The organism is Exiguobacterium sp. U13-1 (genome assembly GCF_001750115.1).
GTDB classification, from domain to species: domain Bacteria; phylum Bacillota; class Bacilli; order Exiguobacteriales; family Exiguobacteriaceae; genus Exiguobacterium_A; species Exiguobacterium_A acetylicum.
The window spans coordinates 3,000,965-3,013,883 of record NZ_CP015731.1 but is presented as its reverse complement, the minus strand read 5'-3'; the positions used below and the strand labels follow the sequence as shown (position 1 = coordinate 3,013,883).

Genomic DNA, 12,919 nt, shown 5'->3' with positions numbered 1-12,919 from the left:
AGAGGGGAATGCGTCGATTGTGGAAAGCCGGGTCCAGTGTGCTGTTCAGACTGCACAGAATGGCGAAGGCAAGGGCTGACGCTCCAAACAGTACCTCTTTATCTATACAATGATGCAGCGAAGGATTTCATGCATCGCTTCAAGTTTCTCGGTGATACTGCGTTGCTTGAGATGTTTACCGATGACTTGAAGAAGGTAAAAATCAAACAAGCAGTTCTTGTGCCGATACCGCTAAGCATCGAGCGTCTCTCGGACCGCCGTTTCAATCAAGCGGAGCTGATCGCACGTCGGATGCGCGGAAAGATCGTTCCGTGTTTAAGTCGTCTCGATGGTCCAGAACAAAGTAAGGCGGGACGACAAGCGCGACTTGCGCGTAGCAATCCGTTTTGCGTAACGAGTGACGTCAAGGGGAAGAACATTGTACTTATCGATGATGTCTATACGACAGGTACGACGCTTCGCCAAGCGATGTTTCGACTCAAGGAAGCGGGAGCGAAAGAAATTTCTGCTGTAACTTTATTTCGAAGTGTTTAAGAAAGTAACATTCCTGCCGATACTCTATGTGAGGTGAAGGAAATGGATGTCATCAATTGTAAATCTTGCGGGAAGTTAGTCGTGCGTCAATCTTCAGAACTGTGTATTGATTGCATACGAAAGGATCATACGGATTTTGAGAAGGTACGCGAATTTCTGCGAGAACGACGAAAAATCCGAACTTCACCTAAAGATGTCGAGATCGGAACGGGTGTTAGTCGAGATACCGTCTTCCGTTACATCAAGGAAGGGCGCTTATTGATCTCCGAGATTTCCCAGATGGAAATCATGTGTGAGAGTTGCGGGAAGCCCTCCCGTGAAGGCACGATTTGTGCCACATGTCGTGATCGTTTACGACGTGACCTCGCCCAGGCGATGCTTGACTCTTCTGACTCTTCGAAACCAAGGACGTATCGGACTTGAACTAAGAATCTTGTAGTCTAGAAAGCAGGTGTTCACATGCGAATTGATTCTACGAAATGGGTGAACATGCCCAAAACGTACGAAAGAACTCAATCAGTAGAAGGAACAAAAAACCAACGTACGAATCGTCCAGACGAAGTCAGTATCTCTACAGAGGCGCGTGCGCGTTTCAACGAGACACAGTCGTCACGGACTGAAAAGATTGAATCCCTCAAACAGGCGATCCAGGATGGAACCTATAAACCGGATGCGAAAAAAATCGCGGAACGTTTCTTGAACCTGTAAGTTGGACATCGTAGACAATGGAGGCGACTCGGGGCACGGATGCGCGGGTCGTTTTTTATATGAATGGAACCTTTTCAATTCGGAAGGAGAAACCGAATGCAACTCATCAATCAGCTCGACGAGGCGCATGCTCATTTACTTGCGCTCGCAGAAGAAAAGAAGCAAGTCTTGATTGCAAATGACATGCGTCGTTTGTCTGAAATCGTCAAAGAAGAACCCGTACATATCAAACGAATCGAAGGATTAGAACAAGAACGGCTCGCACTGATGGGGAGTGTGACGATGACGGAATGGATCGCGACACATCCGGAAGATGTCGACTCACTCCGAACGTTGTTGCAGACGATCGGTCAATTGCGACAGCTCAACACACTAAACGCGGAGTTGCTGGAGCAATCCCTGTATTATTTGGATTGGCATCTCCAACTCTTGATTCCAGAAGCGGACGACTTCACATACGGACAGTCCGCACTGAACCAGACACACTTCAATCGAAACGCGTAAGGAGGAATACGGATGGGATCGACTTTCATGGGGCTTGAGACAGGACGTCGGGCATTAACGACGAACCAGTGGGCTCTGCAATCGACTGGAAATAATATTGCGAACGCCGGAACGGAAGGATTCTCTCGCCAGCGTCTCGTCATGGGAACGACGGAACAACTTTCGATTTCACTTGGATCTGGACGAAATGGACAAGTCGGAACTGGGGTCCGCGGAGAAATGCTCGAGCGAATTCGCGATGTCATGCTCGATAAGCAGTACCGGGATGAAGTGACGAAGGTCTCTTATTACGGTACGAAACAAGCGGCATTCGGGCGGATGGAAGATATCATCAATGAACCGTCTGACACCGGTCTTGCAAAAGCATTCGATGGATTCTGGGAATCACTCCAGACCTTGTCGACGAATCCGCAAGATTCAGGTGCACGCAGTGTCGTCCGACAAAAGGCGGAGACTCTCACGCAGACCTTCAATTACATGGCAAAAGCGATCAATCAAGTCAAAACAGACTTAAAAAGTGAAATCGAGGTCTCGACGAAAAAAGTCAACGACCTCTTACAAAAAATCCATAACATCAATACGGAAATCCACGTTGTCGAACCACTTGGTGCTTTACCAAACGCACTCTACGATGAACGAGATCGTTACTTTGATGAGCTTGCTCAATATGTCGATTTCGAAAAAGTGACAGTAGATGCTCAGGCGATCGAAACAGGACAGATGGGGAATGCGTTGCGCAATGCGGAAGGGCGCATCGACGTCAACATCAAGTTTCCGAACGGGGACAAGCTACTTGCTGTCGACTCCGATTTACCGAAAGCGGGCACACTGACGTTCACGACGAACGAACAGGGACTGTACACCGGCTTTAAGTCTGAGACACAAACCTATACGTTTGATCAGCTCGGCGGCTTCTCAACAGGACGTTTATCAGGACTAATTGAGATGTACGGGCAAGAGCGAGACGGAAAAGCCGTCGGGGAATACGTCAAGATGGAAAGTCAACTCAATGAGATGGCAAAGACATTCGCGAATGCCTTTAACGCTGCGCATGCGACGAACTTGAAGAAAGATGGTACAGCGGGATCAAACGCCTTCTTCGCATCAACAAGCGGTGACATCACGGCAGCAACGATCTCCGTCGGTTCGGACATCAAGGCGAGTCTTGATAACATCGCGACGTCGACGGACGGTAACATCGGGGATAGTCAAGGGGCATTGAAACTGGCGAAGATGAAGACAGCGAGCATCGAATTCACGGAGTCGAAAACGACGACGACGATCGGCTCGTTCTATCAAAACGTCATCGGCGATATGGCGGTCTCGACCGATCAGGTCGGACGCCTTGGTAAGAGTGCTGCTGTCTTGATGGAAAGTGCGGATCAGCGCCGCATGTCGATGTCTGCCGTCTCGATCGATGAAGAGATGACGATGATGATTCAGTATCAACACGCTTATAATGCAGCAGCACGAAATATTACGACCGTCGATGAGATGCTTGATAAAATCATCAACGGTATGGGACTCGTAGGACGGTGATGAATAGATGAGAGTAACACAAACGATGTTGACGAAAACGAATATCGGGCACTTATCCTCAAGCTATCAGCGCTTGAGCACGCTTCAGGAACAATTGATCAGTGGGAAGAAGATTCAACGTCCGTCTGAGGATCCAGTCGTTGCGATGCAAGGCGTGCGTTACCGGACGGAAGTACGAGAAGTCGAACAGTTCAAGAAAAATGCCAGCGAAGCAACGGGCTGGATGGACTTGACGGATTCTGCCCTTAACGAAGTCACATCAGCGATGAGTCGGATTCGTGAGTTGACGACACAAGCGGCGACGGATACGTATGATGCAACACAACGTAAAGCGATCCAAAGCGAAGTCGGTCAATTGATTGAACACATCGGAACGCTCGCGAATACGAAATACAATGAAAAAGGCATCTTCAACGGAACGAAGACGGATACGGCATTCGTCTCGATGGACGGATTGCGTGATTACTTAGCGAGTACAACTGGTCCTGTTGACGGTGTCTTCACGGATGGGGATCCGACAGGTAAGGAGACGGAATCCATCAATTATGAAGTTTCTTCTGGTATCGAAGTCCAAGTTAACATTTCACCACTCAGCGTCTTTGGACCGGAAACGTTCCAAACGTTGAAAAAAGTATATGATGCACTCGGTACGAACGCTGATAACAACGGGGCTACCTTATCCGGGATGTTGAAAGATATCGATGAGATGGTCAATGGAACGGTCGAGACACGTGCAGATCTCGGAGCACGGGTCAACCGGATGGATTTGAACACATCACGGCTCGAGGACCAAGAAATCATCGCGAAGACGGTCATGTCGGATAACGAAGACATCGAGGCAGAAAAAGTCATCATGGAGCTGAAGTCATACGAGACGTTACACCGCGCAGCACTCAGCGCCGGGGCACGAATCATTCAGCCGACATTACTCGATTTCCTACGATAAGGGGTGAAGGCAGATGAATCTTCCGCATCTTGAAATACGTCAGACGGCGGCACGAATCGGGATGAACATCACGCGTCCGCAAATCGAGCAGAAGCAGACACCTGCCTCCCTGTCGATCGAACAACCACGTGGGGAACTATCGATTGAAACCGTCGCGGCACGCCTTGAGATCGATTCGACGCAAGCCTGGATCGAGATGGGGCGCGTTCCTGCGCTCGAATCCGTTCGGCAGTATGCTACTTATGGACGACAAAAAGGGCAGGAAGCTGTCGCGAAACGAGCCTCTGAAGGCGATCAACTGATGCGGATCGAGCAGGGCGGTGGAACTGTCGCGCGGATTGCGAAAGCCAATGATACACCACCTGCTGAAGTGGCGACTCTCGGATTCATTCCGCGGAGCCTCGATCGAGTCAAGACGACCTATACACCGGCTGAGGTACGATTAAGTTATACCGCGAATCGTCCGAAAATCGATGTCGAAACGCATCGACCGGAACTGACTGTGAAAGAAGGTCAGGTCGACATTTATCTACAAGAACAAAATCAACTGAATATGTGGCCGGTTGGTGGCATATTCGATGGGGAAGGATAACGACATGCAGATCGAAACGGATTTTTTTGGAACCATTACGATTGACGAGACGGAAATCATCACCTTCGCGTCCGAATTACCAGGTTTTCCGGAAGCAAAACGCTTCATCTTGCTCCCGTTCGGAGAAGGGGTCCCGTTCTGGTCGTTTCAATCGATTGATCAGCCGGAGTGTGCCTTCGTCGTGACGAACCCGTTCTGGATTGATCCGGAATATGTCTTCGAGTTACCGGAGGCAGCAAAAGAGCAACTCGGAATCGAGGATACGGCGCAAGTCGCTGTCTATACGACGGTCACATTACGGGATCCGTTCACGACGTCAACGACGAACTTACGAGCACCTTTCGTCATGGAGACGAAACAACGACTCGCAAAACAAATCATCCTAGACGATACATACACGAATCGTCATCTGATCGGTAGTCTGACGGAAGTAGGTGGTCGCTGATGCTCTTACTGAAACGAAAGACGGGAGAAGCGATTCAAATCGGTGACGACATCGAACTGACGATTCTTGCGATCGAAGGTGACCAAATCAAGATTGGTATCAAGGCACCACGGCAAGTTGACATCCACCGCAAGGAAGTCTACTTGTCGATCCAAGAAGAGAACACGGAAGCGTCCCGTAGTACTGGATTGATCGGACAACTCTTGAAACAACAGGAAAAATGATTCCATTTGAATGTCATCGGAACGTATCTTTTTCGTGAACGATGCGCTTCAAACGAGGACGAAAAGACTCCCTTTGCCCGAATGTGCTGCAAAGGGAGTCTTTCTTATCATGAAACAAATGCTGAAACGCGTTGAATCGTGTATAGTAATGAAGAGAAAAGAAACCTTTTGAGCCAAAGAGGGAGTTGTCAGGAATGAATGAGACGAAGCAGCTGAAAAAAGACGCGAACCGTGTATTAAAAGCGACGAGTCGCACCTTCTATATCCCGATTAGTCGACTATCGCAAGACTTACAGGAAGCGGTCGGTGCTGCTTATCTATGCATGCGTGCCATCGATGAGATTGAAGACCATGAGGACTTGGCGACGGACGTCAAGACGATGTTGCTTCGCGAGACGGCGTTATTGATGCGGGGCACGTTCTCCGCTACGACCTACCTCGAGTTGATTGCGCCTTACACGGCGTATCTCCCCGAAGTAACACTCCGTTTACCGGAGTGGATTGTCTATTGTCCGGCCGCGATCCGTCCGAAGGTCCTCGATTCGACGGCGGAGATGGCAGAAGGGATGGCGGTCTGGGCAGAGCGTGACTGGACGGTCGAGACGGAAGCAGATCTTGACGAGTATACGTATTATGTCGCTGGACTCGTCGGTGTCATGTTATCCGACATTTGGTACTGGAAGGCTGGTATCGTTACCGATAAACAGCAAGCGATTGGATTTGGTCGTGGTTTACAAGCCGTCAACATCCTGCGTAACCAACAGGAGGATGCGGAGCGTGGTGTCGGTTACTTCCCACCTGGTTGGACGACGGATACGATGTTTGCTTATGCGCGTGAGAATCTCGCAGAAGCCGATGCCTACCTTGCGTCCATTCCGAAGGAGACGACGATTTATGAATTCTGTCACATTCCACTTGCACTCGCACATGGAACGCTGGATGCCCTTGCAAAAGGGAAAGAAAAACTCAGTCGTCCGGAAGTCTTGAAGATCGTCGGCGCTGCCGTACTAAAACGATAAGCACAAACAACAGCCGCTCGTTTCCGTCAAGGAAGCGGGCGGCTGTTCGTTTAACGTAATAAGTAAAGGGTCAGTCCGATCAGGGCGGAACCCGTCCAAATCAAGGCGATCGTTCGTCCGTACGGTAAACGATAGCCGGCACGGCGGGAGACGAGCAGTCCGATCGTCATGACTGTCAGTGCGACGAAAAAGGTCAGGAACAACGATAACTGTTGCATGTCAATCTCCTTTCATCAATGCAGATCTGACAAGTACGTCATGACTTTCTCTTCATACGCTTTTCGGTCGTGCGCATACGACTGGACGTGTCCACCGTTTTCCGTCACGTAGAGCTCGGAGCGCGGCGCTGCCTTTTGAATCTTCATGCTTTCCGTGACTGGAATCGCATCGTCGTCCTTCCCGTGGATCAACAGGATTGGATACTCAATCCGTCGAACCGCTTCAATCGGTTTCACCCGTTCTGGATTGAGACCCGTCAGAGGTGGCGTGATCTCCAGAATGATCGGGGTGAACGGGAAGTTCGGTAATCCGCTCCAGACAGGCAGGTTCGTTGCGAGATAGTTCTCGAGATCGCTAAACGGGCTGTCGGCGATGACACCGACGACGTCCGCCTTTGGAGCGGTCACGAGTGATGTTGCAGCACCCATCGAGATCCCGTAGAGGACGACTGGTTTTGAAGACCGTGACTTCGCGTAGCGAACGGCCGTCAGCAAATCATCTTGTTCCTTTGCACCGACCGTGACGCGTTTTCCGTCCGATTCACCGGATCCCCGGAAATCAAACGTCAAGACATTATAGCCGGCGTCGTGGAACTTCTTGAATAACGGGAAGACTGGAACATCTTCTTGCTCCCGGTTCTTGCCGTAACCGTGGGCGAAGACGACCGTCAGTTTTGCGTCCTCGCTAGGCATCCACCAGCCAGACAAACGTGTCCGGTCTTTATAGGAGCGGAAGGTGACGTCCTCATAGTCGAGTCCTTCCGCTTTTTTCGGTGTCGTCGTCAATGCTTCGCGCTCCGGTTGCGTCAACGATGAGCCGACATAAGCGGAAATCCCGATGACGACGATGACGGCAAGCGTCACGATGACAATCACCCCGCCGATGATTTTCTTACGATGTTTTTTCCACACCCGTGTTCCTTCCTTTCGTTCGGTTAATGGATATCTTTTTTCTTGAAGCGACCGCCGTGGACATCATGGATGTTGCCGATCGCAATGAAGGCTTGCTCATCGAAGTCGCGGACGATGTCTTTGAGTTTCGATTCCTCGAGGCGACTGATGACGCAAAAGATGACTTTTTTGCCGTCGCCGGTGAAGGCACCTTCTCCGTTTAAGTACGTCATGCTTCGACCAAGTCGGTCCATGATTGCAAGACCAATCTCTTCATAATTCTCCGAAATGATCCAGACACTCTTCGACTGATCGAGTCCATCGATGACGACATCAATCGTCTTGAAGGCAACGAAATAGGTGATCAACGAGTACATCGCCCGGTCCCAACCGAAGACGAATCCAGCGGCGCCGAGGATGAAGACGTTGAAGAACATCACGATCTCACCGACTGAAAACGGTGTCGAGCGGCTGAAGGAGACAGCGAGAATCTCGGTTCCGTCGAGTGAACCGCTCGAACGGATGACGATTCCAACGCCGATTCCAAGAATCAAGCCACCGAAGACGGTCGCGAGCAAATCCACGCTCGTCAGCGGACCGATGTGTTCGAGGAGTTTCGTTGCGATCGCCATGACGAAGATTGCGTATAACGTCGATAGGGCGAACGTCTTTCCGATTTGTTTGTAGCCAAAAAAGATGAATGGAATGTTCAAGAAGAACAGCCATAAGGCGAGCGTCGTATCGGTCACTTTTGAGCCGATGATCGAGATTCCGACAATCCCGCCATCGATGATGTTATTTGGAACAAGGAATCCTTTCAGTCCAAGCGCGAAGATGATGGCACCGATCGTCAGCATCAGGAATCGTCGAAAAAGCTGACCTTTCGTAGAACGGCGATGATGTTTCGTAGGTAGTGGTGACTGCATGCCATTCCTCCCTTCTGAAGTAAAACGCTTTACGATTACTATAACAAAAAAGCACGAAGACGTGTGTGAACGTCTTCGTGGAGAGGTCAAGGGCGATAGCGTAACGACTGGAAGAAGCGCATGATCTGTTCCGCTTCTGTCGGATTCGTGTATTCGCCGATATATTGTTCATCTTCCTGTCCGTTGATCGTCACTGTACAAGTGACGAGTTGTAATCCTTCACTCAATCGAATCTCAAACGTCGCATCTGACAACGGCAACGACGTCTTCGTCGAAAAGTAGATCGCACGCGTGCTCGTCCGATGGGCTTCGATATCGGAGAAGGGTAGTTCAAACGACTGGGTGTGATGTGTCAACATGCGAACTTTTCCTGAGACAGAGAAGCGAGGAACCGTATCGCTCGATAAGGAACAGGCTTCGATCGGATACAAGATCTCGCGCAGGAGGAACGATTCCATGACGTCCGCTGACACTGGGTGACTAAACAGGTAACCTTGGATACTCGGACAATTGAGCGTCCGGAACGTATCGAGCTGACGGAGCGTCTCGATGCCTTCTGCGACGACCGTTAGATTGAACTCACCTGCCATGTAGAGAATGCTTTTGACAATCGCTTGGGCTTTGGCGTCATCCGTAATGTGGGTCGCGAACTGTCGATCAATCTTGATGACGTTGATCGGATACCGTTGCAGGTAGACCATCGAGGAGTAGCCTTTTCCGAAGTCGTCAAGTGCGATTCGAACGCCGATCCGACTGACGTATTCGAGCGTCCGACTCGTCATCGGGTCATCCATGATCAAGGCGGCTTCCGTGATTTCGAGTTCGAGTAATTCAGGTGCGAGCTGATACGTCGACAGCATCCGCTCGATATGATGTTCAAAACCAGGAATCAAGAATCGTTTTGGTGAGACGTTGACGGAAATTGGAACGAGCTCTGCCCCTGTCGTCTTCCAGTGCTGCATCGAACGACACGCTGTCTCGACGACCCAGTCGCCGATTGCGACATGTAAGGCACTCTCTTCGGCAAGCGGAATGAAGTCGTTTGGTGGAATCCGTCCCCATTCCGGGTGTTGCCAGCGAATTAACGCCTCGAGACCGACAATTTTTCCGGTCCAACTATCGACCTTCGGCTGATATTCGAGGAACAGCTGATTGCGCTCGATCGCATAATGCAAGTCCTGCTCAAGGCGATAACGACGGTAGTAATCGATATCAAGATTCGATGCGTAGTGGTGCATCGTGCTGTGGTTTTCACGACGTGAGCGACGTAAGGCGGTATAGGAATGCTTCAATAATTCGACAGCGTCCGTACTGTCTTCCGGATACCGGCTGACCCCGACCGAGATCCGCGCAAACAGGGCATACGGTTCGATCGAGATCGGTGTTTCCGATAAGTCGAGCAATGACTGCGCACATGTCGTTACGTCTTGTTTATAGCTCGTCGGTACGAGCAAGGCGTACTCATCGCCGCCAAGGTGCCCGAGAAACGTCTCGTCCGGTTTCGTTTGTTGTAATAAAGCTGCCGTTCCTTGTAACCACTGGTCACCGGAACCGTGTCCAAAGGCGTTGTTAATCTCAGCGATCCGGTTGAAGGAGACAGTTAAGACAAAGAATGGTTGATCCTTCGTTTGCCAAGTATCGATTGTCTCAATCAGCGCTTGCCGGTTTGGCAGGCGCGTCACGGCGTCACGTAAAGCGAGCTGCCGCAATTGTTCCTCGTATGCTTTTTGAAGCGTGATGTCATGCATGATGCTATTCGTATAGGCAATCGTGCCGTCCAGTTGGAAGACCGGGATCTGTTGGTCCTCGATCCATTTGATACGACCATCTGGAAAGTGAAGACGGTACTGAATCGTTCCCGCCTGACCGTCGACTAACCGTCCGATGAACTGTTTCATCGCCGCATGATCGCGAACGTCTAATCGTTCGAATAACCATTCGTGACTAAGGATTAAGTCCTGCGGTAACTCTTCGAAGATGTGCAGGAACCCTTGTGAGTGAAAGAGAATTCGCCCCGAAATTAAGTCAATTTGCGAGATCGCGGCATTGACGGCTTCATAGATTTCACGCGCCTGCGCCCGTTCCGTGACGAGTTGACGTCGTGCCTCGTCGACTTCCGATAAATCATACAGGACGACCGACAGATGATTCGGATGGTGCGGACGGTGAAAGGCTTTCAAGCGTAACAGCTGATAGGTATCGTCAGCCGTCAGCAGGGAGACTTCCATTTCAAAGCGTTCCTTTTCACCCGCAATCAAACGTTCCATCTCGAACTGAAGCGGATCGAAGTCACGTGGATGAATCCGACTGAACAGTTGTGCTTGATCGAGTGTCGTCGCATCGACTTCTGAAAGGCCTAAAAAATGCAGTAAGGCAGGGGAGAATTCGATCGTCTGCTTTTGAACATCAAAATGGAAGACGATGAGTTCCGGAATCTGTTCCGTCAGTTCGAGTTGAGAGCGAATCGACGTGACATCTTCTTCGAGTTGTGTCTCACGTGTGATATCACGCGCGACACCATAGACACCGATGACTTGTCCATCTTGTTCGACTGGCATGTTCGTGATCTTCAATGTGACCCGGTGTTGATCAGCGTGGAGTCCTTGTGCCGTATAATGAACGGTCTCGCCACTTAAGGCACGTGTGAAAAAGGCAGTCACCGATTCGATTTGATCTGGCGGATTGAACACTGCGAAATGCTCATAGAGCGTCTCAGCGGAATAACCGAGCATGTCTGGTAACTGTTCATTGAAATAGATGATCGTTCCAGAGGCATCGAATAAAAAGATTGCATCTGTCTGTTGCTGAAAGAAGGCTTCCGCCGTTTCCGGACGGGACACTTCAAGTCCACCGATATAGAGTGGGGCTGTGTCGGATTGACGAATCCGATTCATCGCTTCATGAAAAGCCATCCACGTCACCTCCTTACAATACTAGCGTTCTCTTTACTAGTATCGGGTGTAGGAAATGGAAATTGCAACCTTCGTTCAAGAAATAGACTTATTTTTCAAAAAAGTGAACCAGTATATGAAAATCACGATCAAAAGACATCTGTCCTAAATCGAACACAAAAAAGCCGAAGCTCTCATGCAGGAGCTTCGGTCGAAATTTTAAATCGCTAAATCGATGGACGTGTCACTGGCATTTGGGTCCGCATCCGTTCCTTGATCCGGTGCGCCCGGCATGTCACCGTCCGGACCATGTCCGTGTCCGCGACCATGACCATCACGTGCAGGTCCTTTCTTGAGATCAGCGTAGCTTGAGGCTTCATCCGCGCGAGACTGGATGTGTTCTTTGATCTGTTTCGCTTGTTTGTCTGTCAGCTTGCCATCTTTGACTTGTTGATCAATCGCAGCAGTTTGTGCTGTCAGGACGGCTTTCTCGAAATCGGCGTAAGCGATCTTGTTCGCTTCCGCGAATTCAGGCAAGGATTGCTTTGCAGCTTCGAATTTCGCTTCATCGAGTCCAAGTTCTTTTAAGATTGCGGATGTCGAGTCACCGAAGACACCACCTGGTCCATGGTCACCACGCTTACTGTGATCACCGCGATCCGGAAGATCGTCGTAGCTCTTCGCGTCCTTATATTCCTCAGTCAGACGAGACTTGATTTCCGTTGCTTGTTTTTTCGTCATCTTTCCATCTTTGACGAGTTGGTTGAGTTCACTTGTCTGTACCGCAAGCAATGCCTTTTTATAGTCGGCGAACTTGATCGACTGTGCCTTCGCATAAGCAGCAAGCGATTGATTCGCTGCGTCGAACTTCGACTGGCTCAGTCCGAGTGCCTTCAAGACGTCGGCGATCAATGATTCATTGAAGAAACCTGATCCACCGTGGCGACCCATCGGCATCTTGTCTTTGAGTTCAGCGTAGCTCTTGACGCCACTGAACCGTTCCGTTTGACGCTTCAACATGTCGTCTGCTTGTGATTGTGTTAAGTCGCCTGATTTGACGAGACTTGCGAGTTGTTCCTTCGCTGCTGCGAGTTCTGCCTTCTTGTAATTCGCGAACGAGATTCCTTTTGCTTTTGCGAGATCGGCGATTGATTGCCCTTTCTCCCGGGCAGCATCTGCCTCAGCTTGTGTCAGGTTCAATTTTTTCAAGAGTAACGTCATATCATGTTTTTTCATACCTTCGAAGTGGTGCCCGTGTTTCGCTTGTTTTGTCGTGCTCGAGTCGTCGTTCGTCGCAGCGTATGCTGATGCGCCTCCGACTGTTAGTGCGCTAATTGTCAATGCAGTGATCCATTGTTTTTTGAATGTCATGGGATGATCACTCCTTTCACCTTTTATGGTAGAGGGTCACGAAAGAGAAGTTGTGAGGAAGTTGCAAAGAAACTGCGAAGAAAGGCAAATGAAGGCAAAAAGGCGCTACAC

The 12,919-nt window shown here is 50.0% G+C and carries 14 protein-coding genes; 9 read left to right on the top strand and 5 right to left on the bottom strand.

Annotated features, from left to right (window positions below; genetic code table 11):
- The first annotated feature begins 129 nt into the window (after positions 1-129).
- From ESP131_RS16960 to ESP131_RS15600, 9 genes are all read left to right on the top strand, one after another.
- On the top strand, positions 130-534 hold the full coding sequence (locus tag ESP131_RS16960; RefSeq protein WP_231925652.1) for a ComF family protein: 405 nt from the start codon (positions 130-132) through the stop codon (positions 532-534).
- Between the two features lie 459 nt (positions 535-993).
- Positions 994-1,242, top strand: coding sequence for a flagellar biosynthesis anti-sigma factor FlgM (gene flgM / locus ESP131_RS15635; RefSeq protein ID WP_047393186.1), 249 nt, complete (start codon positions 994-996; stop codon positions 1,240-1,242).
- Between the two features lie 96 nt (positions 1,243-1,338).
- On the top strand, positions 1,339-1,746 hold the full coding sequence (locus ESP131_RS15630; protein ID WP_069940938.1) for a flagellar protein FlgN: 408 nt from the start codon (positions 1,339-1,341) through the stop codon (positions 1,744-1,746).
- A 12-nt stretch (positions 1,747-1,758) separates the two neighbouring features.
- Positions 1,759-3,285, top strand: a complete 1,527-nt coding sequence (gene flgK, locus ESP131_RS15625) for a flagellar hook-associated protein FlgK (protein ID WP_029342531.1) — start codon at positions 1,759-1,761, stop codon at positions 3,283-3,285.
- A 7-nt stretch (positions 3,286-3,292) separates the two neighbouring features.
- Entirely contained in the window at positions 3,293-4,231 is a 939-nt protein-coding gene (gene flgL, locus ESP131_RS15620) for a flagellar hook-associated protein FlgL (protein WP_029342530.1), read from the top strand.
- 13 nt (positions 4,232-4,244) lie between these two features.
- Positions 4,245-4,823 carry a DUF6470 family protein gene (locus tag ESP131_RS15615; RefSeq protein WP_029342529.1) on the top strand — a complete coding sequence of 193 codons (579 nt, stop codon included), beginning with the start codon at positions 4,245-4,247 and terminating at the stop codon, positions 4,821-4,823.
- A gap of 4 nt (positions 4,824-4,827) precedes the next feature.
- Entirely contained in the window at positions 4,828-5,268 is a 441-nt protein-coding gene (fliW, locus tag ESP131_RS15610; protein WP_029342528.1) for a flagellar assembly protein FliW, read from the top strand.
- Entirely contained in the window at positions 5,268-5,492 is a 225-nt protein-coding gene (csrA, locus tag ESP131_RS15605) for a carbon storage regulator CsrA (RefSeq protein WP_069940937.1), read from the top strand. The genes fliW and csrA overlap by 1 nt, the downstream gene beginning before the upstream one ends.
- A 194-nt stretch (positions 5,493-5,686) precedes the next feature.
- Positions 5,687-6,511: a squalene/phytoene synthase family protein gene (locus tag ESP131_RS15600; protein WP_069940936.1), complete on the top strand. Its 825-nt coding sequence runs from the start codon at positions 5,687-5,689 to the stop codon at positions 6,509-6,511.
- A 50-nt stretch (positions 6,512-6,561) separates the two neighbouring features.
- Here ESP131_RS15600 and ESP131_RS16705 read toward each other — a convergent pair whose 3' ends face one another.
- The 5 genes from ESP131_RS16705 to ESP131_RS15580 form a co-directional block, all read right to left on the bottom strand.
- On the bottom strand, positions 6,562-6,729 hold the full coding sequence (locus tag ESP131_RS16705) for a hypothetical protein (RefSeq protein ID WP_156772520.1): 168 nt from the start codon (positions 6,727-6,729) through the stop codon (positions 6,562-6,564).
- Positions 6,730-6,744: 15 nt separating this feature from the next.
- Positions 6,745-7,641 (bottom strand): alpha/beta hydrolase, encoded by an 897-nt coding sequence (locus ESP131_RS15595; RefSeq protein WP_034786099.1) that lies wholly within the window; start codon positions 7,639-7,641, stop codon positions 6,745-6,747.
- 23 nt (positions 7,642-7,664) lie between these two features.
- Positions 7,665-8,546, bottom strand: coding sequence for a YitT family protein (locus ESP131_RS15590; protein WP_029342524.1), 882 nt, complete (start codon positions 8,544-8,546; stop codon positions 7,665-7,667).
- An 86-nt stretch (positions 8,547-8,632) separates the two neighbouring features.
- On the bottom strand, positions 8,633-11,458 hold the full coding sequence (locus tag ESP131_RS15585) for a sensor domain-containing protein (RefSeq protein ID WP_069940935.1): 2,826 nt from the start codon (positions 11,456-11,458) through the stop codon (positions 8,633-8,635).
- Positions 11,459-11,656: 198 nt separating this feature from the next.
- Positions 11,657-12,808, bottom strand: a complete 1,152-nt coding sequence (locus ESP131_RS15580; protein ID WP_069940934.1) for a hypothetical protein — start codon at positions 12,806-12,808, stop codon at positions 11,657-11,659.
- Between the last annotated feature and the right edge of the window lie 111 nt (positions 12,809-12,919).

Bases quoted from the DNA above. Each gene is read 5' to 3' on its own strand.
- ESP131_RS16960 (WP_231925652.1), top strand. From the start codon at position 130: ATGCATCGCTTCAAGTTTCTCGGTGATACTGCGTTGCTTGAGATGTTT.
- ESP131_RS15580 (WP_069940934.1), bottom strand. From the start codon at position 12,808: ATGACATTCAAAAAACAATGGATCACTGCATTGACAATTAGCGCACTA.
- ESP131_RS15615 (WP_029342529.1), top strand. From the start codon at position 4,245: ATGAATCTTCCGCATCTTGAAATACGTCAGACGGCGGCACGAATCGGG.
- flgM (WP_047393186.1), top strand. From the start codon at position 994: ATGCGAATTGATTCTACGAAATGGGTGAACATGCCCAAAACGTACGAA.
- flgK (WP_029342531.1), top strand. From the start codon at position 1,759: ATGGGATCGACTTTCATGGGGCTTGAGACAGGACGTCGGGCATTAACG.
- fliW (WP_029342528.1), top strand. From the start codon at position 4,828: ATGCAGATCGAAACGGATTTTTTTGGAACCATTACGATTGACGAGACG.
- ESP131_RS15630 (WP_069940938.1), top strand. From the start codon at position 1,339: ATGCAACTCATCAATCAGCTCGACGAGGCGCATGCTCATTTACTTGCG.
- csrA (WP_069940937.1), top strand. From the start codon at position 5,268: ATGCTCTTACTGAAACGAAAGACGGGAGAAGCGATTCAAATCGGTGAC.
- ESP131_RS15590 (WP_029342524.1), bottom strand. From the start codon at position 8,546: ATGCAGTCACCACTACCTACGAAACATCATCGCCGTTCTACGAAAGGT.
- flgL (WP_029342530.1), top strand. From the start codon at position 3,293: ATGAGAGTAACACAAACGATGTTGACGAAAACGAATATCGGGCACTTA.
- ESP131_RS15600 (WP_069940936.1), top strand. From the start codon at position 5,687: ATGAATGAGACGAAGCAGCTGAAAAAAGACGCGAACCGTGTATTAAAA.
- ESP131_RS15585 (WP_069940935.1), bottom strand. From the start codon at position 11,458: ATGGCTTTTCATGAAGCGATGAATCGGATTCGTCAATCCGACACAGCC.
- ESP131_RS16705 (WP_156772520.1), bottom strand. From the start codon at position 6,729: ATGCAACAGTTATCGTTGTTCCTGACCTTTTTCGTCGCACTGACAGTC.